Source organism: Rhodococcus sp. 14-2470-1b, assembly GCF_002259415.1.
GTDB lineage: Bacteria > Actinomycetota > Actinomycetes > Mycobacteriales > Mycobacteriaceae > Rhodococcoides.
This window is the reverse complement of the sequence record NZ_NPFY01000035.1, coordinates 266,770-287,291: the sequence shown is the minus strand read 5'-3', so window position 1 is coordinate 287,291 and position 20,522 is coordinate 266,770. Positions and strand designations below refer to the sequence as shown.

Genomic DNA, 20,522 nt, shown 5'->3' with positions numbered 1-20,522 from the left:
TACGTTGCTCGGATTGCACTGAGCGGTAGGTGGTCGTGGGTAGCTTCGGTGCGGAATAATCGAGGCATGAGCACTCAGACCAAGGAACGTCCCGATATCGCGCCGGACGACACCACCGACGACGACCGGCCCAAATTCTTCCACTACGTCAAGAAGAACAAGATCGCCGAGAGCGCGGTCATGGGTACCCACGTGGTTGCACTGTGCGGCGAGGTGTTTCCCGTCACCAAGTCGGCCAAGCCCGGTTCGCCGGTATGCCCTGACTGCAAGAAGGTCTACGACGGCTTGAAGAAGGGCGACTGATCCGACCTCTCCGGCCCACCGTGTTGCTGAGCAGACGGATGGGTCGGGTCGGTCGCGGACGGGTCGGTCGTGGACGAGTCGGTCGTGGACGGGTCGGTGGTCGGATCGGCGGTCGGATCGGCGGTCGGCCCGAGTTCCGCTTGTGGCGATTCGGCCCGTTTGGGTCGTGAGCGGTCGCCCGTCAGACGGATGGGACCGGTGGCGAGGCGCCAGGCGACGGCGGACACGGCTCCCGACTCCTCGTAGGCGGCCTGCGCGGCGAGCCACTCCCTCATCTGCTCGATCCTGGTGGCGCGCGCTGGAAAGAACTCCTGGATGGTCGCGTTGAATTCGGCGCCGAGCACCACGGCGAAGCCGAGGAAGAACGTGAAGAGCAGGAACGCGATCGGGGTCGCCAGCGCACCGTAGGTGTAGCCGGTGCCGGTGACCCAGGTGAGGTAGAACCGCAGCACGGCGCTCGCGATCATGAAGAAGACACCGGCCAGCAACGCGCCGCCCAGAAGTCGATGCCAGGGCAGGGACGTGTGCAACGCGACCTTGTACAGAGTGGTCAGTCCGACGATCAGCAGCAGGCCGACGGCCGGGTAATACAGGATGTCGATCAGTTCGCTACCGATCTCGAACCACGAATCGGGAAGCAGAGCCTGAACGTACGTCGGCCCGAGTGCGACGAGCGGAAGCACGAAGACCGCGACGACCAGGAAGGCGACGTACAGCAGGAGCGCGAAAATACGCTGCCACACCGGATTGCGAGCGTCCTGCTGACCGTGCGCTTCGACGATGGAATCGACGAACGTCGAGATGGCCGACGACCCTGCCCACAGCGACAGAACGAAGCCGCCCGAGACGATCTCGCCCCGACCCTGCTGAAGAATGTCCTGCACCGTCGGTTCGATGATGCCGTCGACGACGCTGTCGCTGAACAGAGTGCTACTGAACGTGATGATCTTGGACTCGATGATGTCGATGGTGTTCGGCCCGAACCATCCCGCGACGAATCCGAGGCTTCCGAGGACACCGAGCAGCAGGGGCGGCAGCGACAGGGTCTGCCAGAACGCCGCGGTCGCGGATTTGCTGAAAATCGAGTCGTCCCAAGCCTTGGCCAGTGTGCGCAAGGTCACCACCCACACGAGCCGCACGGGGTGGCGTGCCGACAACTGCTCGGTCGGCGAGGGGGAAGCCGTCGATTCGCTCATGGTCACTCCAGCATTCCTGACGTCGAGCACGAGTGCTCGTTCCACCCCGCCTGCAGCCCTTCGGCGTGTCGTACGACTCGCTCTAGCTCGGCGATGAGGAATCGGTCGGTGCCGAGAGTTAGGCTCCACGGCGGACACTGCAAGGCGAGGCGAGAGCGCGAGGACATTCATCGATGCCAGGAATCGGCGGCCAGTGAGCGCTGACATGACCGACACGACAGACCCGATCGACACCTCGACTGCACCCTCGGCAGGTGGTGCGCCGCTGCGTGCGTGGCAGAGGCGCGCTCTGACGAAATATCTGGTGTCCTCGCCGAAGGACTTCCTGGCAGTCGCGACGCCCGGTGCAGGCAAGACGACGTTCGCGTTGCGAGTGGCGTCGGAGCTGCTCGCTCACCGGACGGTCGATCAGGTGACCGTTGTCGCACCGACGGAGCACCTGAAGCACCAGTGGGCTGAATCTGCAGCGCGAGTGGGCATTGCACTGGATTCTCGGTTCTCCAACTCGACGGGGCAGACGTCGAGTGACTATCACGGCGTCGTCGTGACGTATGCGCAGATTGCGTCGCACCCGTTCAGACACCGGGTCCGCACGGAGAGTCGCAGGACTCTCGTCATTCTCGACGAAATCCACCACGGCGGCGATGCCAAGAGTTGGGGCGAGGGCATTCGAGAGGCCTTCAGCGACGCCACTCGTCGCCTCGCTCTGACTGGAACGCCGTTTCGCAGCGACGACAGCCCCATTCCGTTCGTGAATTACGAGCCGGACCAGGACGGTCTGATGCGCTCGCGCGCGGACCATGCCTACGGCTACTCGGACGCCCTTGCCGACGGCGTCGTGCGCCCCGTGGTGTTCCTGGCGTACTCGGGCGAGGCCCGGTGGCGAGACAGTGCAGGCGAGGAGTACACGGCGCGTCTGGGTGAGCCTCTGAACGCGGAGCAGACCGCTCGTGCGTGGCGGACCGCGTTGGATCCGCAGGGAGACTGGATGCCTGCGGTTCTGCTCGCGGCCAACACTCGCCTCGGTCAGTTGCGGGCCGGCGGAATGCCCGACGCGGGCGGCCTGGTGATCGCGACGGACCAGACCGTCGCTCGCGCGTACGCCAAGTTGATCGAGGTCATCACCGGCGAAACACCGTGCATCGTGCTGTCCGACGACCCGACTTCCTCCGCTCGGATCGCGGAATTCGGCAAGAGCAACCAGAAATGGATGGTCGCGGTTCGGATGGTGTCCGAAGGCGTGGACGTTCCGCGTCTCGCTGTCGGGGTGTACGCCACCAGCGCGTCCACGCCGCTGTACTTCGCACAGGCCATCGGTCGATTCGTGCGATCCAGGCGGCCGGGGGAGACGGCCAGCGTCTTTCTCCCCTCGGTACCGGTTCTCCTCGACCTGGCGAGCCAGCTGGAGGCGCAACGCGACCACATTCTCGGTAAACCGCACCGCGAGAAGGACGGCCTGGACGACGACCTTCTGGCCGACGCGAACAAACAGAAGGACGAGCTGGGCGAGGAGGAGAAGGCCTACACGTCACTCGGAGCCGACGCCGAGCTGGACCAGGTCATCTACGACGGATCCTCGTTCGGCACGGCGACCTTCTCCGGCAGCGACGAGGAAGCCGACTACCTCGGGCTTCCCGGACTGCTCGACGCCAAGCAGATGAGAGATCTGCTTCGTCAGCGCCAGCAGGAACAAATGGAGAAGCCGGCGACTCCCGCCCCTGCGGTCCCACCGCCTGCCGCGTCGGAACGCGTGTCGACGGCAGGTCAGTTGGCCGCGTTGCGGCGTGAACTCAACTCCCTGGTTGCGGTGTATCACCACCGCACCGGGAAGCCGCACGGGGTCATTCACGGCGATCTACGACGTGTGTGTGGTGGCCCCCCGACTGCCATGGCGACGGCGGATCAGTTGAGCGAGCGAATAGCCCAGCTGCGCAAGATGTGACGGGTCCCACGACCTGAACACAGAAGAACGGGTGGCCGCTGATGCGGCCACCCGTTCTCGGTATCGATGTCGTTGTCGGCAGGTTTACCGGCCCTACACCGCGGAGCCCGATTCGGTCATCACCGTTGCGTTCACTTCACGCAGACGGTCTTCGTGCTCCTTGGCGTGGTGACCGCAGAAGAGAAGTTCTCCTCCGGTCGCGAGCACAACACGTGCGCGAGCCCCTGCACCGCACCGGTCGCACCGGTCGGCAGCTGTCAACTGTGGGCTGGTCAATGTTCCGGGCATGACTCCTCCGTACTGGCGTTCGGTGTCACCCGATTGCCTGGGGCCGGTCCGCCGCGTCGGTATGGCGCGGTCCGTACACTCTTTCAGACGATTGGCAGTCACGTGTTGTTCCCGCGCGCGTTTCTTTGTGTTGTCACTAACACGAAACACAAGGAAACCTGCTGGCCGCGCGTGCTCAGCCTCCGACTGTTCGCTGACAGCTGATTCGAGAACCCCGCGGAACGGCCGAGCCTGGAACAATCATCGCTCGTGAGTGACACCTCGGAAACCTTGCTGCACATCTGCACTCTGGCGGACTGGCTGTCCGTTCGAGAGTCACCGGGGATCGAGCCGGAATCGCTGTCGGCCGTCGGCTTCGTGCACCTCTCGACGCCCGCGCAGGTGCACTTGCCGGCGAACCGACTGTTCGCCGGCCGAGACGATTTGATTCTGCTCGTTCTCGATCCGGCACGACTGGGGTCGCCCGTGCGCTGGGAGCCTGGAGTGCCGGGTGACCCCGACGCAATGGTCTTTCCTCACCTCTACGGGCCGCTGCCCACCTCGGCTGTGACCTCCGTCGTCGAATACCTACCAGGCGACGACGGCATTTTTTCCCCGCCGCATCTGTAGATCTGCTGAATCGGGGTATTCGTGGCGCCGGTCAGCGCGGTTGTGACCGGGCGAGGATCGCAGCCTGTACGCGCGAGGTGACTCCCAACTTGGTGAGCACTCTCGACACGTGCGTCTTGACGGTGGTCTCCCCGATGAAGAGCTCACGGGCGATCGCCGCGTTGGACATCCCGTCGCCGAGGCACCGAAGGACATCGTGTTCGCGATCGGTCAGGTCGGCCAGCCCAGGAGGTCCGACCTTCGAAATGTCGCGGCCGCCCGCCGCGAACGCGTCGATCACCCTACGAGTGACTTCGGGCGCCAGCACGCCGTCGCCGGCGTGAACGGCCGCGATGGCGTCGAGCAACGCGTCGGCGGACACCGATTTCAGAACGAAGCCCGACGCGCCCGCCTCCAGAGCACGGAACACGTAGTCGTCGATGTCGAACGTCGTCAGGATGAGAACACGGGCGAGTTCGTTCCCGACGACGGCAGCGGTTGCCTCGATGCCGTCGAGACCCGGCATCCGAACGTCCATCAGCACGACATCCGGTGAGTGCGCTCGTGCCTGGTCGACCGCGTCCTGGCCGTCGACGGCCTCGCCGACCACCGTGTACCCGGGCGCTGAACCCACGATCATCGCCAGGCCCGAGCGAATCGCGGCATGGTCGTCGGCGATCAGTACTCGGATCACGGTGTCGACGTCTCGGGCGTGGTCGACAGGGGCAGAACGGCTTCGACGACCCATCTCCCGCCGTCCGATCCGGCATGGAAAGCGCCGCCGAGAAGTTCGGCACGTTGTGTCATGTTGGTCAGTCCCGCTCCTGTGTGTCCGGTCGTGTGCGCCGATGATTCGGCCGTGGAGGGCAGCGTATTGACGACTTCGATTCCGAGGCGATCGTCGTCGCACCTGAGGTCGAGCTCGACCGGTTGACCCGGCGAATGAACCACCGCGTTCGTCAACGCTTCCTGCACGATCCGAAACGCGGCGTGATCGACCGCCGCCGGAACGAACCGTGCCGACGGTGCTCCGGGTGCGAAGTCGCCACTGACAGTGACCTCGGTACCACTTGCGCCTGCGGAGGCAACGAGCCTCCCCAACTCGGCAATCCGCCCGGGGGAGCGGGTCTCGTCCACACCTCCACCTCCGTGTCGCAGCAGTCCGATCATCGCTCGCATCTCGGTCAACGCATCGGTGCTGTTGGACCGGATGGACGACACGACGTCCGTGACACGGTCGGCCGCCGAGGGCGGAGAGTCGGCGCTGCGTCCAGCGGCGGCGATGCGCAGCGCTGCCTCGGACTGGATCGCGATCGCCGACAGGTGACCGGCGACGACGTCGTGGAGATCACGGGCCATGCGCGAGCGTTCCGCGTCGATTGCAGCACGTCGGTCCAGCTCCGCGATGACGGACACGGCCTCGGCTCGCTCGCGTTCACTGTGCGCGATCTCCTTGTGCTGACGGATGTTCAACGCCCACCCGAGCGGAGTGCCGAGGAACACTGCAGCACCGCCCAACGCGATGACGACCTCACGCCAGTCCTTCGTGACGACGAAGACGACGGTGCACACCACCACGGTCAGAAGCACGGACATGCGGATGATCCACACCGCCTGGCGCCTGCTGCCGTAGAGCGCGACGCAGTACACGAGGTCGGTCATGATCAGCCAGATCGGCAGGGACGCTCCCGCGAGCAGATCCAGCGTGAATGGAACCGCGGCGGCGCCGAGCGCGAGAACGGGTGCACGCCGCCTACAGAGCGTGCACACGCACAGCAGTGCGAGTATGCCGAACCTGACCCACAGTGCAGGGGGGTCCTCGGCCGGAAGGAAGCTGAAGATGTTCGCCGAATACAGGACGATGCCCACCGACAGGTACGCCGCCACGACGACCACGTCTCTACCCGTCGCAGACAGTTCCGACCAGCGAAGCATCACACCATCACAGCACATTCACCGCGCACCCACGTCCGACGAAGGAGTGACCTTCGGTCGACCGGGGACATGACGAAGCCGCCGCCCCCGAACCGGGGAACGGCGGCTTCGTCGAAGGCGGACTGTCAGTCGAGGTAGTCGCGGAGAACCTGCGACCGCGACGGGTGACGGAGCTTCGACATCGTCTTCGACTCGATCTGGCGGATCCGTTCACGAGTGACGCCGTAGACCTGACCGATTTCGTCGAGCGTGCGGGGCTGACCGTCGGTCAGACCGAAACGGAGCCGAACGACACCGGCTTCGCGCTCGGACAGGGTCTCGAGCACGGACTGCAGCTGGTCCTGAAGCAGGGTGAACGACACCGCGTCGACGGCCACGACAGCCTCGGAGTCCTCGATGAAGTCACCGAGCTGGCTGTCGCCCTCGTCACCGATCGTCTGATCGAGCGAGATGGGTTCACGCGCGTACTGCTGGATCTCCAGCACTTTCTCCGGCGTGATGTCCATTTCCTTGGCGAGCTCTTCCGGAGTGGGCTCGCGACCCAGGTCCTGGAGCAGCTCACGCTGGATACGGCCGAGCTTGTTGATGACTTCCACCATGTGCACCGGAATACGGATGGTGCGTGCCTGGTCGGCCATTGCGCGAGTGATGGCCTGACGGATCCACCACGTCGCGTAGGTGGAGAACTTGTAGCCCTTCGTGTAATCGAACTTCTCGACGGCACGGATCAAGCCCAAGTTTCCTTCCTGGATCAGATCCAGGAACGCCATTCCGCGACCGGTGTAGCGCTTGGCAAGCGACACCACCAGGCGAAGGTTGGCTTCGAGCAAGTGATTCTTGGCGCGGTTACCGTCTCGGCAGATCCATGTGAAATCGCGACGCGCAGCGACCGGGAGCTTCTCGCCCTTCTCGGCGAACTCGCGCATCTTCTCGGTAGCGAACAAGCCTGCCTCGATGCGCTTGGCGAGCTCGACCTCCTCCTCCGCGTTGAGGAGAGCGACCTTGCCGATCTGCTTGAGGTAGGCGCGAACGGAATCTGCCGACGCGGTGAGCTCCGCGTCCTTACGGGCCTGGCGAAGCGCCTCGGACTCTTCCTCGTCCCAGACGAAGTCGCCGGACGCCTTGTCCTCGGCGGTCGGCTCGGAGGTGGCGTCGTCGTCGGCGTCGTCTCCCGCTGCCACGACCTCGACAACGTCGTTGGCGGCCGCAGCGATGTCGCCGTCGGAGATATCGATGTCATCGATGCCGGGAGCATCGTCTTCCCCGTCGGCGGCCGGTGCTGCGTCGCCTGCCTTCTTGGCTGCGGCCTTCTTCGCCGGAGCCTTCTTGGCGGCCGCGCGCTTCGCGGGTGCCTTCTTCGCCGCGGCTTTCTTGGCCGGAGCCTTGGTTGCCGGTGCCGCTTCTGCAGGGGCTGCAGTCGCGGAAGCGACGGCGCCCTCTCTGACGGTGCCGTTCGGTGCCTCCGCAGCAGGTGCAGGGTTCGCAGACTCTGTTGCTGAATCTACGGTCTGACGGATATCGGTGGCTGCCACGTACGCCCTTTCGTGACGGTGTCGTGCGGCGTCACGCCAGAGTGGTTTCCGGCGGAGAGGTCTTGTCGATTGTGCCGGCGTGCAGACCGGCATCAACCATTGTAACGACCCGTCGGGAGTTTGTTACCGAGCCAGTGCCGTATCGGCTGCTGTGTCGGCCGCGAGAGCTGCGCCGACGATTCCAGCGGTGTTCAACAAAGTGGCCGCCACCACGGGCGTTCTGTTGGTCAAGTGCGGAATCCACTTCTCGCTCTTGCGGCTGATTCCGCCTCCGGCGATGAACAGATCCGGCCACAGCAGAGCTTCGAAGGTCTCGAGAACCTTCGACACTTCCTTCGCCCACTCCTTGTAGGACAGGTCCTTGTTCTCCTTCACGGACGACGCCGCTCGGTGCTCGGCCTCCTTGCCGTCGACCTCGAGGTGACCGAACTCGGTGTTCGGCAGGAGTACCCCGTTGTGCAGAACTGCGGAGCCGATGCCCGTGCCGAAGGTCAGCAGAATCACGACGCCGTTCTTGTCCTTGCCTGCGCCGTATCGATCCTCGGCGACACCCGCGGCGTCTGCGTCGTTCAACACGACCACGTTGCTGTGCCCCAAAGCCGACGCGAACAGCGACTTCGCGTCGGTGTCGATCCACGACTTGTCGATGTTGGCTGCGGATCGTGCTATCCCTCCGGTCACGACGGCAGGCAGTGTGACGCCCACGGGGCCGGTCCACTCGAAGTGAGCGGCGATGCGGGCCACGACCTCGGCCACTGCCTCCGGCGTCGACGGTTGCGGCGTCTCGATCTTGTACCGATCGCCGACCAGTTCGCCGGTGACGAGATCGACGATTCCGCCCTTGATGCCACTGCCGCCTACGTCGACGCCGAAACCCTGCCGCTGCCGCGCGTCCGTCGGCGTAGTGACGGATCCGGGCTGGATCGCAGGGTCGGACTGAAGGTGCGGGCCTGACTGAGTCATGTGGAGTTCACTCCTGATCATCGGGGCATCTACTCGTGCACGTGCGGTGAAAAGCGTAGCCAAGCTGCGTGCTTCGACAATAGTGCCGCGACGGTGATTCGGCGGGTGTGACGCAGTCCGCACCGACGACCGAGTGGTGCGATTCCCGCACACTGTGATCCGATGGGTTCCGTGCCGACTGCATCCGATGACGCCTTCCACCCGACCTCGACGTCCGCTGCGCCCACCCCTCGGGTACCCGACCCCCGCGTGTCGGAGGAGGATCTGAATGCACTGTCGACGGTGGCGCGTGATGTGGCCCGCGCAGCGGCGGCGCATGTTCGGACTCGGCGTCCGCAGGTGTTCGGGCCCGGCGCGCCCGCGGAGACGTCCGACTCCGGACACTCCGTCCACACGAAAAGCACTCCCACCGATCCCGTCACCGTCGTCGACACCGAGACGGAACAGCTCCTGCGGTCTCTGCTCGCCGAGTCGCGGCCTGCCGACACCATTCTCGGCGAGGAAGGCGGTGGCCAATCCGAGTCGGTGGCAGGTGTCCGGTGGGTGCTCGATCCCATCGACGGGACCGTCAACTTCCTCTACGGCCTACCCGCCTACTCGGTGTCCGTCGCCGTCCAGATCGACGGTGTGAGCGTCGTAGGGGTCGTCGTCGACGTCGCCCGTGACGTTCTCTACAGCGCATCACGGGGCCACGGCGCCACGGCGGAGTATTCGGACGGCACGGTGGAGCAGCTCGAGTGCAACCCCACCTCGGACGTCGCATTGGCGCTCGTCGCAACAGGTTTCGGCTACGGTGCGGCCAGGCGACGGGTGCAGGGCGCGATCATCGCTGAGTTACTCCCGCGTGTCCGCGACATTCGCCGCGTCGGATCGGCTGCACTGGATCTGTGCATGGTCGCCTCGGGTGCCGTGGATGCTCATTTCGAACATGGTCTGAGCCCGTGGGACTGGGCCGCAGGATCGCTCATCGCCGAAGAAGCGGGCGCGACGGTCATCGCGCCCGACCCGACGTCGACATCACTCGACGGTGCCGTGACCGTTGCCGTCGCACCGGGAATCGCACGAGAATTCGTGGCGACGCTCGACGACGTGGGCGCGCTGGAGGCGATCTCCGGCGCCGCCGACGCCTGATCTTCGGCGGACCGAGCGGTGAAAGTCACTGCTGCAGTCGAGATCCGCTCGGTCGCCGACGACCGAGCGGATCCGGCTCAGCAGCGTGCGGTGCGCGCCGCTTCGAGCAGGCTGATGTCCAGAGGCGCAGGGGTGGAGCCCTGCGTCACCCCGGCCAGCGACTGAAGTACCGACTCGGCGTCGTCGTTGGGCTGCAAATTCTTGAAGTACGTTCCGAGCGCGAGATCGACGGTGTCGTCGGCGCGTGTGTCCTGGATGAGTTCCGCGCAGGGGGCCGCCAGCCATACGGCACTGGCCGCCGCTTTCCCGTTCTCGCCGAACCGAATCTGGCCCTGGCACTGCATGTTCTGATCGACGTACACGGGGTCGTTGCCGACCTGTACGTCCGGTGCACTCGCGAATCCGTATTCGCTCAGGTCGGCGGCGACGGTCGCGGCCTGCCCGCGCTCGCCGTTCGCGTTGAACACTCGGACCTTGGTGGCGGACAGGGCTGCAGGTTCGGTGTCCAGGAGCGTCTCGCGATCGACCCGCTCACCCAGTGCAACAGGCACCGTTCCGTCGTCGGCAGGGGCCGTCGACGGTTCGTTGCACTCGACGGTGGCCGCGACCGTCTCACCGGAGGTGAACACACGGATCCACGTGAACACGCCGAGAAGTGCCAATACTGCGAGCACCGCGACGATCGGCAGTGCTCGGCGTCGCCGGAAGGGTCGCCCACGATCGTCGAACGATGAGCCCTCGGTGATCAGAGAAACCACGGTGTCGATGCGCCTTTCGTTCGCGAGGATCGAACGCGCGGGCAACGATGGTTCGGACCGATGCTTGCGCGCGCCAGCCCACTGTAGTGCTCACCCGAGGGAATGGCCCTTCGCAGGCATGGAATGCCCGGCGTGTCCGAGGTGTTCAAGGGGTTTGTCAGGTGATTGTGGAGGCAGACGGTGAGGCGGTTTCGTCTATGTCATTCGCTTCGGCTATTGTCTGGCGGCCCCGGTGCTGAGAATTCCGAGCAGTCACCGTGGTGGACGGCAGCGCTGTGTCGATGTCTCGATCGTGTTTCAACCTGGGACGTTCGGGCATTACCCGGGTAGTTTCTCGGGCACCTTGCATCGAGGTCGTCCGTTGTAGAGCAGTACCAGCGGTGTTCGGCCTGCATGTCTTGGCGAGCAGCACCCACAAATGAAGAGAACAGCCGCAGAGAATCAGACACGGTGGAGGCGGCTCGGGAGCAGGCCGAAGGCAACGATCGGCACGTGTCCACCCGCACAACACGCACGAGGACGAGGGGTAACAGAAGACAATGGCAACCGACTACGACGCACCGAGAAGAACAGAATCCGACGATGTGTCGGAGGATTCGCTCGAGGAGCTGAAGGCACGTCGCAACGAGGCGCAGTCCGCGGTGGTCGACGTGGACGAGTCGGACACAGCGGAGTCGTTCGAACTCCCGGGTGCCGATCTGTCCGGCGAAGAGCTGTCGGTACGGGTGGTTCCGAAGCAGGCAGACGAATTCACTTGTTCGAGCTGCTTCCTGGTACACCACCGGAGCAGGCTGGCGAGCGACGCCAACGGCGTTCTCGTCTGCCGCGATTGCGCGGCGTGATTTCGGTCGACGGGAATCGAACGACCTAGCTGAACCACGCCGACCGACGAGGACACACAGATCAGGTGGTGCAGACGATGCGGCCGAGAGCGCTCAGGCGTGATCTCCGGGGGTGGGCCGCGTCAGAGCCGATACCAACGCGTCGGGGCGTGAGGTACTGACCAACCAATAGGGTGTGGGATCGTCCGGATCATCGAGAACGACGAGAACCATCTGTCTGACCCAAGTGCGGTGTTGAACGAAGGCAAGAGGATCCAACTGCCTTCCCAGTGCCGCACTTTTTGCTGTCGCGGGCACGACGGCAGCGCGTGCGATCACGTCGAGAGGTAGATGCGCCTTGCCGACGCGGAGCTCACCGTCGCCTGCTGCGTCCTTCTCGACCTCGACTCGCATGCGGCTGAGCCAGATCAGAGCCCAGATCGGGAACGGTAGGACCAATACGTAGGGGAGCCAGGCCCTCAGTCCTGGGGCGCCCATGTGTACCTCGGCAGCCAGTAGGACCCCGACGGCCATGGCAACCGGCCACCACCACAGCGGTACCCATAGTTTCTCGGAGTGCACCACGCGCCGACCGTCTCCGCGGTCGGGCGAAGCGTCGGGATGCAGGTCGCGGCGAGAGTTCTGTGACACGTACTCCAGAGTAGCTGGCGCCTGCACGGCAAGCGGTCGGTGCTCCACTCGGGAAAGTTGTCGCCGGAACACGTACGAGGCCGCGTTCGGTCGTGGGTCGGCGCGTAGTCTCAGTGCACGTGAGTGACGATTTCAGCAGTGACGGCACGTTCGGTGCCGCGATGTCGGCGGATGCGCCCCTCGGCGCGGTCCGAGTAATCCGTCTGGACAAAGAGTTACCTCTTCCGGTCCGCGCGCACGCAGGCGATGCGGGGGTCGATCTGCACATCACCGCAGACACCTCGATCGCGCCGGGGGAGCGTGTGGTCGTCGGTACCGGAATCGCGGTTGCACTCCCGTTCGGCACTGTCGGTCTCGTCCATCCCCGTTCGGGTCTGGCTGCACGGTCGGGGCTGTCCATCGTCAATGCGCCGGGCACCATCGATGCCGGTTATCGAGGCGAAATCAAGGTCTGCCTGGTGAACATGGATCCGCGCGATGCGATCGACCTGGTTCGCGGGGATCGCATCGCCCAGTTGCTGGTTCAGCGCGTAGAACTGGTCACGTTCACCGAGGTCGAGTCTCTCGACGAGACCAGCAGAGGTGACGGAGGCTACGGGTCGAGTGGTGGTCATTCCAGTCTGACGCCCTCTGTGCCGGCGGCAGACACATCGAGTCGAGAGGGAGTGAGCTGATCATGTTCGGACGTCGCAAGAAGGACGCAGACGCAGCGGGTGCCCCCAACGAGGACGCCCAAGGGGCAGACGAAGCGCAGATCGGCTCCACCGGTCGGGATACCGACGACGCACTCGATCCACAGGATCGTGCCGCCGATCAGGGTCCGTTCGACCTCGAGGAGCTCGACGAGGACCGCGAGACCCTGGCAGCGACTCGGTTGGACCTCGGTTCGGTTCTGCTGCCGCTTCCTGCCGGCGGGCAACTTCAGGTGGAGATGACGCAGGCCGGTGCGCCGCAGGCCGTCCACGTGGTCACCCAGTACGGCCGCATCACCATCGCGGCGTACGCCGCCCCGAAGTCGCCAGGCCAGTGGCGCGAGGTTGCCGCGGACCTCGCGGGTTCGTTGCGAGGTGATCAGTCGGAGGTCTCCGTCGAAACCGGGCCGTGGGGGCGGGAACTACACGGCGTCACGGCGAACGCGGACCTGCGTTTCATCGGCGTCGACGGGTACCGGTGGATGGTTCGTTGCGTGCTCGCAGGCCCGTCGGGCGCTGTCGGTGCCGATTCGCCACTCGTGGCGATCGCTCGCGACGTGCTGTCGCAGACGGTCGTCGACCGAGGCAGCGATCCCCATCCGGTCCGTACACCCCTCCCGGTCGTTCTCCCGCAGGCTCTGCTGGCGCAGTTGGCTGCCGCTCAACAACAGCAACAGGCCGCTGCACAGCAAGCCGGAGCACAGCAAGCCGGCGCGCAGCAAGCTGGAGCGCAGCAAGCCGGAGCGCAGCAAGCCGGGGGTCAGGCAGCGCCGCAGGCTGGGCCGCCGAACCCCGTCGGTCCGACGGAAGGTCCCCGGCGCGGTACCTCCGGATCCGCGATGCAGCAGTTGGGTTGACGGAACGGTCGGTGGAGCGGCTCACACGCCGATGGTCGACAGCCCCTCCACCGCACGTCGACCGAGAATGGACGGATCCGCACCGATCTCGGCCAGCGTGACCGTCGCCAGCGAGGATCGGGCGATGGTGCCGTGCCAGGCGATCGCCACGTCGTGTGGATGAACTGGATCGTCGACGGCCGCCACGATGGATGTTCTCGTTGTCGATCGGGCGAGTTCGGAGAGCTCCGGGGCCGTGTAGCCAGCAGCCTCGTCGAGTGCCGACGGAAGATCCGGCCACTGCGAAGTCCACGACCGGCGCAGCGTCGATGCGAGCCAGGCAGGAGAGGTGGCCGCCATGGCGTCGACGACAGCGCCGAGCCCGTCCCTCCGCAGCGCTGTCGCGGTGTACACCGCGCTGAGAGCAGCGGGCGCGCCGTGCGCCGAACCGAGCCACGGAGGTAGCGCCGCCAGGATCCCGAAGACGTGCTCGGGATTGCGGAGAGCCCACGCCGCGGCCACTGCCGCCCCGATCGACACGCCTCCGACGATGATGGGGCCGTGCTGGAGGGCGGCCAGTTCGAGGGCGTTTTCGTACGACTCGACTACCCGCGTCGGGTCCGGTTCGACGGCGGTGGTGTGCGTCCCTGCCAAGGCGAGTGCGTCCGCGAACGCCTCGGCGGCGAACGCAGCGTCGGAGCCGGTGCCGGGCAGGACGACGGCGTGCGCGGGCCAGGTATCCATGACTCGGAATTGTCCACGTCCGTCCGGCGTTGTCGACGACCGAGGGTGCTGCACGAGTCGGGAGTCCGAACACGGCACCGCGCGCTTGGACTTAACCGTCGCGCCGGGGTTACAGTGGCCAGGAGCCACGCCGCATGACGTGGCACAACTTCGCAGATGCTTTCAGGAGCGCACCATGGCACCCGCTGCCGCAGGGTATTTCCGCAAACTCACCCGGAAATTGACCGAGGACGTCGACAGCCTCGACGCACAGGAGATGGCGGAGTCGGCGGAGGCATCCGGCGCTCAACGCGCGTGTGATTGTTCCCGCGGTGACGAAGTCACCATGCTCGGACGTCTGCGCAGTGTGGAGGCCTGCTCCAAGGCCGCGAACGCCAACATCGAAGCGGAGTTCTTCGACGGAACCGACCCGGTGACGCTCGTGTGGATCGGCCGTCGCAAGATCCCGGGAATCGAGCCGGGCAAGACCGTGCTGATTCGGGGCAGAGTAGGGGTTCGCGACGGCCGGAAGATCGTCTACAACCCATACTACGAACTGCGCGACGACTCCTGACGCCCTTGCCGCCGTCCGCAGGTGACGGTGTGGCACCCTCGACATCGTGACCGAGAGCGACAGGCCAGAGGCCGAGGAACGCAAGCAGACCATCCTTGAACAGATGGGTGGGCTGAGCGGCGTGGTGGCGTCCACGCTGCCCGTCATCGCCTTCGTCCCGGCCAACAGTTTCTTCGACCTGACGGTCGCCATCTGGACGGCGCTCGGTGTTGCACTCGCCGTCATGGTGTGGCGACTGGTCACGAAGGCGCCGGTTCAGCCGGCGATTTCCGGGTTCTTCGGAGTCGGTATCTGTGCGTTCATCGCGTACCGCACCGGAGATGCCAAGGGCTACTTCCTGTTCGGCATCTACACTTCCCTTGCCTACGCGGGTGCATTCGTGCTGTCGATGATCGTCCGGTGGCCGCTCGTCGGTGTCGTCTGGGGGTATCTGAACGGCAAGGGCACCGCGTGGCGTCGCAGCAGTCGTGCCGTCGTCTCGTACGACATCGCGACGTTCGCCTGGGCGGTGGTGTTCGGCGCACGGTATCTCGTGCAGTCGCAACTCTACGACGCCGACCAGACGGGGTGGCTCGCCGCCGCCCGTATCGGCATGGGATGGCCGCTGACAGGCGTCGCGCTACTGGTGACCTTCTGGGCCGTGCGGCGCGCCGACAATGCGCTCGACAACGAGTCCGCCGAGCACCGAGAGATCAAGTAACTCAGCGGGAGTGGCGCGTCACCCCAACTTGGACAGGCCGACGGCTGCGCGTAGTTCGTCCTCGACTTCTTTCGAGGCGACGAACAGCAACTCGTCCCCTCCTTCTAGCGGATCGTCCTGCTGCGGAACGATGACTCGACCGCCGCGCAGAATGGTCACCAAAGCGGCGTCACGGGGCAGCGACAGCTTGCGGACCGGCTTGCCGGCGAGCGCCGTGTTTTCCGGAAGCGTGACCTCCACCAGGTTCGCCTGACCTTTTCGGAATGTCATCAGGTGAACGAGATCGCCCACCGACACCGCTTCCTCGACCAGCGACGCCAGCATTCGGGGCGTCGACACCGCGACGTCCACGCCCCACGATGCGTCGAACAGCCATTCGTTACGAGGATCGTTGACCCGCGCGACAACACGATTGACGCCGAACTCCGTCTTCGCCAGCAGGCTCAGGACGAGGTTGGCCTTGTCGTCGCCCGTTGCCGCGATGACCACGTCGTACTGCTCGAGGTGGGAGGCCTCGAGCAGTGCCAGTTCACAGGCGTCGGCGAGAACCCATTCCGCCTCGGGAATCGCGTCGCGGTCGAGGTGATCGAGTTTGCGTTCGAGGAGCATGACGCTGTGCTCGCCGCGAATGAGTTCGCGAGCAATGGATCTGCCGACAGCTCCGGCACCGGCGATGGCAACTCTCATGGTGTCCTCAGTTTCGTGTCGAGGGCGAATGTCGGGCGAGGCGTCAGTCGTCGGACGGTGGGGGATTGGACGCGAGCGCGATGGCTTCGGCGACCGTGCCGGACACCGCGGCCACGTAGATCTCGTCGTCGGACTGGATGACGGTTTTCTTGTCCGGCAGCAGCCCGGTGCCGAACCGGATGATGAACGCAGCCCGCGACCTCGTCGACTCCTCGAGTACGGATACTTTCCTCCCGATCCACCCCTCGTGGAAATCGAGAAGCACGACGGCGACGTTGCCCGACGGGTCACGCCATTTCGTCGTCGGGTCGTCCCGCAGGAGGTTGTGCAGGAAACGGTCGGTCGCCCACGGGACGGTGGCCACCGTCGGGATCCCGAGCCGCTCGTACACCGCGGCGCGCTTGGCGTCGTAGATCCGTGCGACGACCCGCTCGACACCGAACGTCTCACGAGCCACGCGCGCGGAGATGATGTTCGAGTTGTCGCCGGACGACACTGCGGCGAACGCCTCGGCCTTCTCGATGCCTGCCTTCGTCAGAACGTCGCGGTCGAAGCCCATTCCGATGACTCGGTGGCCGTCGAACGCGGGATCGAGTCTGAGAAACGCCGTCTCGTCACGGTCGATGACGGCCACCTCGTGGCCGATTCTCTGCAGAGCACCGGCCAGCGACGCGCCCACCCGCCCGCATCCCATCACCACTACGTACACAGATCCAACTCCATTCGGATTCTTCTTCTCGGCGCTCGCTCTGCACCAACGTAACGGTCGGGGACGCACGGATCGAGCGTCGGGATGCATCGGCCGTCGCCGAGTTGGACAAATCGGGTTGCGTGTCGAGCGAATCGGCGAGTTCGGGTGCACCGATGTCGTGATTCGATTCGGACGGCTTACGCTTTCACGGTGTCCAAGCTCTCGACCGCCGCGAAGCGGCTCGTGCTCGGTAGACCGTTCCGAAGCGACAAGCTCGGTCACACCTTGCTCCCCAAGAGGATCGCGCTGCCGGTGTTCGCCTCCGACGCCATGTCGTCGGTGGCGTACGCACCGGAGGAGATCTTCCTCGTACTGTCGGTCGCCGGCATCTCCGCGTACGCCTTCACTCCGTGGATCGGGCTCGCGGTGTGCGTCGTCATGGCCGTCGTCGTCGCGAGCTATCGACAGAACGTGCATGCCTATCCGTCGGGCGGCGGCGACTACGAGGTCGCGACGGTCAATCTCGGACCGACCGCCGGACTCACGGTGGGAAGCGCGCTGCTCGTCGACTACGTGCTGACGGTTGCAGTGTCGGTGTCGGCGGCAGCGTCGAACATCGGATCCGCCATCCCGTTCGTAGCTCAGCACAAGGTTCTGTTCGCGGTCCTGGCGATCGTGCTGATCACGTCGATCAATCTGCGCGGCATCCGCGAGTCCGGAGCTGCGTTCGCTGTGCCGGTCTATGCATTCATGATCGGAATGTTCGTGATGCTCGGGTGGGGCCTGTTCCGCGTCTACGTGCTCGGAGACGAACTGCACGCCGAGTCGTCGGGCTTCGAGCTGAAAGCCGAGGATTCCCACCTCTACGGCATCGCGTTCGCGTTCCTGATAGCCCGAGCCTTCTCGTCGGGCTGCGCGGCGCTCACCGGAGTCGAAGCGATCAGCAACGGTGTGCCGGCCTTCCGTAAGCCGAAGTCACGCAACGCGGCGACGACGTTGCTCATGCTCGGTGGAATCGGCATCACGCTGTTGATGGGAATCATCCTTCTGGCCGAGAAGATCGGCATCAAGTACGCGCTCGAGCCGAGCGAACAGCTGGTAGGAGCGCCGGACGGCTACCAGCAGAAGACACTCATCGCGCAACTCGCCGAGGCGGTCTTCCACGGGTTCCCGATCGGGTTCTTCTTCATCACCGTCGTGACCGCACTCATTCTCGTCCTCGCCGCCAACACCGCGTTCAACGGATTTCCGGTACTCGGTTCGGTTCTCGCCCAGGACCGGTATCTCCCGCGCCAGTTCCACACCCGTGGTGACCGCCTTGCGTTCAGCAACGGAATTCTCTTCCTGTCCGCCGCCGCGATCGCGTTCGTCGTCGTGTTCGACGCCGAAGTGACCAAGCTCATCCAGCTCTACATCGTCGGTGTGTTCGTGTCCTTCACCCTGAGCCAAACCGGCATGATCCGGCACTGGACGCGGTTGCTGCGTGTGGAACAGGATCCCGAACAGCGTCGCCGAATGTTTCGCTCACGCATCGTCAACAGTGTCGGACTCGGGCTCACCGCCACGGTCCTCGTCATCGTGCTCATCACCAAGTTCGCGGCCGGTGCATGGATCGCCATCGTCGCCATGTTCGCGGCGTTCGGTCTGATGAGCCTGATCCGCAAGCACTACGACACGGTCGCCCGTGAACTCGAGGACGAGGAATGGGATGGCGTGCTGCCCAGCCGCACGCATTCGATCGTGCTGGTGTCCAAGCTGCACATGCCGACCCTTCGTGCGTTGGCGTACGCCCGCGCGACCCGCCCGGACACCCTGGAAGCCATCACCGTCAACGTCGACGAGCCGGACACCCGTCAACTGGTCAAGGAGTGGGAGGCCAGCGATGTCACCGTGCCACTCAAGGTGGTCGAATCCCCGTACCGGGAAATCACCAAGCCGGTCCTCGACTACGTCAAACGCGTACGACGCGACTCGCCGCGCGACGTGGTCACGGTCTTCATACCGGAATACGTCGTCGGGCACTGGTGGGAGCAGATTCTGCACAACCAGAGCGCACTGCGCCTCAAGAGTCGGTTGCTGTTCCAGCCGGGAGTGATGGTGACGAGCGTTCCCTGGCAGCTGCAGTCGTCGGCGAAAGCGAAGCGCGAGAGCATCGAGAACGCGCCCGGTGCGTCCCGCCGAGGCTACGAACCCCCGAGCGGAACCGGGCGATGACCGACAGTTGGTTCGGGTCGACGATCGAGGTCACTCTCGGTGCGCCCGGGCACGGAGGGTTCTGTGTGGCCAGGCACGACGGACGCGTCATGTTCGTTCGACACGGCCTGCCCGGGGAGATCGTGCGAGCGAAGGTCACCGAGGATCGGGGTGGGTCGTACTGCCGCGCCGACGCCGTCGAAATAATTGCCCCGTCGGCCGATCGCATCACTCCACTGTGTCCCATCTCCGGTCCCGGCGGCTCGGGATGCTGCGATTGCTCCCACGTGAACCAGTCCGCGTCGCGGGCCATGAAATCGGTAGTGGTGGAGGAACAACTTCGTCGGATCGGCGGTCTCGACCGAGAGGTCGCCGTCGAGGAACTGCCGAACACCGGCGACGGCACCGGCTGGCGGAGTCGTGTCCGATTGGCCGTCGACGCGGGTGGCCGCGCAGGCTTCCATCGATACCGCAGCGCCACCGTCGTGCCGGCACTGAGCTGTCCGCAGGTCGTCGCAGGCGCCTTCGACGGTCTCGCCGATTCGACATGGCGTCCGGGCTCGGAGCTGGTGGTTGCCGTCGGCAGCTCGGGAGAGCGGCACGTCGTCGAGATCTCACCAGCATCGGTGTCGCGCACGGGTCGCCGATCACCCGGTCGACGCGGTGCATCTGCTCGACGGGCCGCATCGTCGGCCCCGCGTCCGGAACGGGCCGTCGTCGGTAGCGGACGAGTACGCGAATCGGTGTCGGGGCGTGACTGGGAACTGGACGCAACCGGATTCTGGCAGGCACACCGAGGCGCCGCGCAGATCTACTCCGACGTGGTGACCGAGTGGGCCGACGCCAGGCCCGGTGAGGTCGCGTGGGACCTGTACGGGGGAGTCGGCGTGTTCGCGTCGAGCCTGGCGACAGGAGTCGGCGCCACCGGCCAGGTCGTCAGTGTCGAGTTCTCGCGTAAGGCGTCGGCCGACGGCGCCCGTGCGCTCGCCGATCTCGAGCAGGTGCGATTCGTGCCCGGACGAGTCGAACGCACCGTCCGTGCGCTTCCCGCGCCGAACGTCGTCGTGCTCGACCCACCTCGATCGGGAGCAGGCAAAGAGGTCGTGGCAGCAGTCGCGGCGTCGGCACCCGGCCGCGTGGTGCACATCGGCTGCGACCCCGCGTCCTTCGCCCGCGATGCCCGGCTGTTCGTCGACGCCGGATATCGACTCGCGCAGGTGCGTGCATTCGACGCTTTTCCCCTGAGTCATCACGTGGAGTGCATCGGACTGCTCGTGCGAGAAGGTGGCACACCGTAGAGGTCGTGGGCTCGGTAGAT

The 20,522-nt window shown here is 65.3% G+C and carries 22 protein-coding genes; 11 read left to right on the top strand and 11 right to left on the bottom strand.

The genetic code is table 11. The annotated features are described in order from the left end of the window. The first annotated feature begins 66 nt into the window (after window positions 1–66). Complete coding sequence (locus tag CH293_RS24560) at window positions 67–303, top strand: DUF3039 domain-containing protein (protein WP_037113017.1); 237 nt, start codon at window positions 67–69, stop codon at window positions 301–303. Here the strand turns inward: CH293_RS24560 and CH293_RS24555 are convergent. Beyond that, window positions 276–1,544, bottom strand: a complete 1,269-nt coding sequence (locus tag CH293_RS24555) for a YihY/virulence factor BrkB family protein (RefSeq protein WP_094721733.1) — start codon at window positions 1,542–1,544, stop codon at window positions 276–278. The two genes, CH293_RS24560 and CH293_RS24555, sit on opposite strands and share 28 nt — an antisense overlap. A gap of 160 nt (window positions 1,545–1,704) precedes the next feature. Here CH293_RS24555 and CH293_RS24550 point away from each other — a divergent pair, with 160 nt between their 5' ends. After that, window positions 1,705–3,441 carry a DEAD/DEAH box helicase gene (locus tag CH293_RS24550; RefSeq protein WP_094721732.1) on the top strand — a complete coding sequence of 579 codons (1,737 nt, stop codon included), beginning with the start codon at window positions 1,705–1,707 and terminating at the stop codon, window positions 3,439–3,441. 93 nt (window positions 3,442–3,534) lie between these two features. On the opposite strand, the gene CH293_RS24545 is transcribed toward CH293_RS24550, so the two are convergent. After that, window positions 3,535–3,729 carry a hypothetical protein gene (locus CH293_RS24545; RefSeq protein ID WP_037113023.1) on the bottom strand — a complete coding sequence of 65 codons (195 nt, stop codon included), beginning with the start codon at window positions 3,727–3,729 and terminating at the stop codon, window positions 3,535–3,537. A 249-nt stretch (window positions 3,730–3,978) separates the two neighbouring features. On the opposite strand from CH293_RS24545, the gene CH293_RS24540 reads away from it, so the two are divergent. After that, a complete protein-coding gene (locus tag CH293_RS24540) occupies window positions 3,979–4,338 on the top strand; it encodes a DUF952 domain-containing protein (protein WP_094721731.1) in 360 nt (119 codons plus the stop codon). 31 nt (window positions 4,339–4,369) lie between these two features. On the opposite strand, the gene CH293_RS24535 is transcribed toward CH293_RS24540, so the two are convergent. The 4 genes from CH293_RS24535 to ppgK all read right to left on the bottom strand — a co-directional run bounded on the left by CH293_RS24535 (window position 4,370) and on the right by ppgK (window position 8,747). Beyond that, entirely contained in the window at window positions 4,370–5,011 is a 642-nt protein-coding gene (locus tag CH293_RS24535; protein WP_094721730.1) for a response regulator transcription factor, read from the bottom strand. Further along, window positions 5,008–6,252, bottom strand: a complete 1,245-nt coding sequence (locus CH293_RS24530) for a sensor histidine kinase (protein WP_094721729.1) — start codon at window positions 6,250–6,252, stop codon at window positions 5,008–5,010. Before CH293_RS24530 ends, CH293_RS24535 begins: the two co-directional genes overlap by 4 nt. Window positions 6,253–6,377: 125 nt before the next feature. Continuing rightward, window positions 6,378–7,784, bottom strand: a complete 1,407-nt coding sequence (locus tag CH293_RS24525; RefSeq protein ID WP_094721728.1) for an RNA polymerase sigma factor — start codon at window positions 7,782–7,784, stop codon at window positions 6,378–6,380. 123 nt (window positions 7,785–7,907) lie between these two features. Then, the gene (gene ppgK, locus CH293_RS24520) at window positions 7,908–8,747 is read right to left on the bottom strand and encodes a polyphosphate--glucose phosphotransferase (protein WP_037113030.1); all 840 of its coding nucleotides are present in this window, start codon (window positions 8,745–8,747) and stop codon (window positions 7,908–7,910) included. A gap of 162 nt (window positions 8,748–8,909) precedes the next feature. Between ppgK and CH293_RS24510 the strand changes: the two genes are divergently transcribed. Then, on the top strand, window positions 8,910–9,878 hold the full coding sequence (locus CH293_RS24510) for an inositol monophosphatase family protein (protein WP_241483917.1): 969 nt from the start codon (window positions 8,910–8,912) through the stop codon (window positions 9,876–9,878). A 77-nt stretch (window positions 9,879–9,955) separates the two neighbouring features. On the opposite strand, the gene cei is transcribed toward CH293_RS24510, so the two are convergent. Further along, on the bottom strand, window positions 9,956–10,636 hold the full coding sequence (gene cei / locus CH293_RS24505) for an envelope integrity protein Cei (RefSeq protein WP_037113397.1): 681 nt from the start codon (window positions 10,634–10,636) through the stop codon (window positions 9,956–9,958). A 539-nt stretch (window positions 10,637–11,175) separates the two neighbouring features. Between cei and CH293_RS24500 the strand changes: the two genes are divergently transcribed. Next, on the top strand, window positions 11,176–11,478 hold the full coding sequence (locus CH293_RS24500; protein ID WP_019664051.1) for a DUF4193 domain-containing protein: 303 nt from the start codon (window positions 11,176–11,178) through the stop codon (window positions 11,476–11,478). Window positions 11,479–11,571: 93 nt separating this feature from the next. On the opposite strand, the gene CH293_RS24495 is transcribed toward CH293_RS24500, so the two are convergent. Beyond that, window positions 11,572–12,042, bottom strand: a complete 471-nt coding sequence (locus tag CH293_RS24495; RefSeq protein WP_094721746.1) for a DUF3093 domain-containing protein — start codon at window positions 12,040–12,042, stop codon at window positions 11,572–11,574. Window positions 12,043–12,269: 227 nt separating this feature from the next. Here CH293_RS24495 and dut point away from each other — a divergent pair, with 227 nt between their 5' ends. Both dut and CH293_RS24485 read left to right on the top strand, forming a co-directional pair. Then, the gene (gene dut / locus CH293_RS24490) at window positions 12,270–12,782 is read left to right on the top strand and encodes a dUTP diphosphatase (protein ID WP_176460112.1); all 513 of its coding nucleotides are present in this window, start codon (window positions 12,270–12,272) and stop codon (window positions 12,780–12,782) included. A 2-nt stretch (window positions 12,783–12,784) separates the two neighbouring features. Then, window positions 12,785–13,657 carry a DUF3710 domain-containing protein gene (locus CH293_RS24485; RefSeq protein ID WP_094721726.1) on the top strand — a complete coding sequence of 291 codons (873 nt, stop codon included), beginning with the start codon at window positions 12,785–12,787 and terminating at the stop codon, window positions 13,655–13,657. A 21-nt stretch (window positions 13,658–13,678) separates the two neighbouring features. On the opposite strand, the gene CH293_RS24480 is transcribed toward CH293_RS24485, so the two are convergent. After that, window positions 13,679–14,380: a hypothetical protein gene (locus CH293_RS24480; protein ID WP_094721725.1), complete on the bottom strand. Its 702-nt coding sequence runs from the start codon at window positions 14,378–14,380 to the stop codon at window positions 13,679–13,681. A 175-nt stretch (window positions 14,381–14,555) separates the two neighbouring features. Between CH293_RS24480 and CH293_RS24475 the strand changes: the two genes are divergently transcribed. Continuing rightward, window positions 14,556–14,933 carry an OB-fold nucleic acid binding domain-containing protein gene (locus CH293_RS24475; RefSeq protein ID WP_037113035.1) on the top strand — a complete coding sequence of 126 codons (378 nt, stop codon included), beginning with the start codon at window positions 14,556–14,558 and terminating at the stop codon, window positions 14,931–14,933. Window positions 14,934–15,036: 103 nt separating this feature from the next. Then, on the top strand, window positions 15,037–15,633 hold the full coding sequence (locus tag CH293_RS24470) for a DUF3159 domain-containing protein (RefSeq protein WP_052059555.1): 597 nt from the start codon (window positions 15,037–15,039) through the stop codon (window positions 15,631–15,633). Between the two features lie 18 nt (window positions 15,634–15,651). Here the strand turns inward: CH293_RS24470 and CH293_RS24465 are convergent, their stop codons facing one another. Together CH293_RS24465 and CH293_RS24460 are read right to left on the bottom strand one after the other, a co-directional pair. Continuing rightward, the gene (locus CH293_RS24465) at window positions 15,652–16,320 is read right to left on the bottom strand and encodes a TrkA family potassium uptake protein (protein WP_037113036.1); all 669 of its coding nucleotides are present in this window, start codon (window positions 16,318–16,320) and stop codon (window positions 15,652–15,654) included. A gap of 43 nt (window positions 16,321–16,363) precedes the next feature. Then, window positions 16,364–17,029, bottom strand: a complete 666-nt coding sequence (locus CH293_RS24460) for a TrkA family potassium uptake protein (RefSeq protein WP_026347596.1) — start codon at window positions 17,027–17,029, stop codon at window positions 16,364–16,366. Between the two features lie 192 nt (window positions 17,030–17,221). Here CH293_RS24460 and CH293_RS24455 point away from each other — a divergent pair, with 192 nt between their 5' ends. Continuing rightward, window positions 17,222–19,225: an APC family permease gene (locus CH293_RS24455; protein WP_037113037.1), complete on the top strand. Its 2,004-nt coding sequence runs from the start codon at window positions 17,222–17,224 to the stop codon at window positions 19,223–19,225. Continuing rightward, the gene (locus CH293_RS24450; protein WP_094721724.1) at window positions 19,222–20,502 is read left to right on the top strand and encodes a class I SAM-dependent RNA methyltransferase; all 1,281 of its coding nucleotides are present in this window, start codon (window positions 19,222–19,224) and stop codon (window positions 20,500–20,502) included. The genes CH293_RS24455 and CH293_RS24450 overlap by 4 nt, the downstream gene beginning before the upstream one ends. The last annotated feature ends 20 nt before the right edge of the window (window positions 20,503–20,522 follow it).

Coding starts and splice junctions, on each gene's coding strand:
- CH293_RS24475 (WP_037113035.1), top strand. CDS start 14,556: ATGGCACCCGCTGCCGCAGGGTATTTCCGCAAACTCACCCGGAAATTG.
- CH293_RS24480 (WP_094721725.1), bottom strand. CDS start 14,380: ATGGATACCTGGCCCGCGCACGCCGTCGTCCTGCCCGGCACCGGCTCC.
- CH293_RS24530 (WP_094721729.1), bottom strand. CDS start 6,252: ATGCTTCGCTGGTCGGAACTGTCTGCGACGGGTAGAGACGTGGTCGTC.
- CH293_RS24450 (WP_094721724.1), top strand. CDS start 19,222: ATGACCGACAGTTGGTTCGGGTCGACGATCGAGGTCACTCTCGGTGCG.
- CH293_RS24465 (WP_037113036.1), bottom strand. CDS start 16,320: ATGAGAGTTGCCATCGCCGGTGCCGGAGCTGTCGGCAGATCCATTGCT.
- CH293_RS24500 (WP_019664051.1), top strand. CDS start 11,176: ATGGCAACCGACTACGACGCACCGAGAAGAACAGAATCCGACGATGTG.
- ppgK (WP_037113030.1), bottom strand. CDS start 8,747: ATGACTCAGTCAGGCCCGCACCTTCAGTCCGACCCTGCGATCCAGCCC.
- CH293_RS24545 (WP_037113023.1), bottom strand. CDS start 3,729: ATGCCCGGAACATTGACCAGCCCACAGTTGACAGCTGCCGACCGGTGC.
- dut (WP_176460112.1), top strand. CDS start 12,270: ATGTCGGCGGATGCGCCCCTCGGCGCGGTCCGAGTAATCCGTCTGGAC.
- CH293_RS24510 (WP_241483917.1), top strand. CDS start 8,910: ATGGGTTCCGTGCCGACTGCATCCGATGACGCCTTCCACCCGACCTCG.
- CH293_RS24550 (WP_094721732.1), top strand. CDS start 1,705: ATGACCGACACGACAGACCCGATCGACACCTCGACTGCACCCTCGGCA.
- CH293_RS24470 (WP_052059555.1), top strand. CDS start 15,037: ATGGGTGGGCTGAGCGGCGTGGTGGCGTCCACGCTGCCCGTCATCGCC.
- CH293_RS24560 (WP_037113017.1), top strand. CDS start 67: ATGAGCACTCAGACCAAGGAACGTCCCGATATCGCGCCGGACGACACC.
- CH293_RS24485 (WP_094721726.1), top strand. CDS start 12,785: ATGTTCGGACGTCGCAAGAAGGACGCAGACGCAGCGGGTGCCCCCAAC.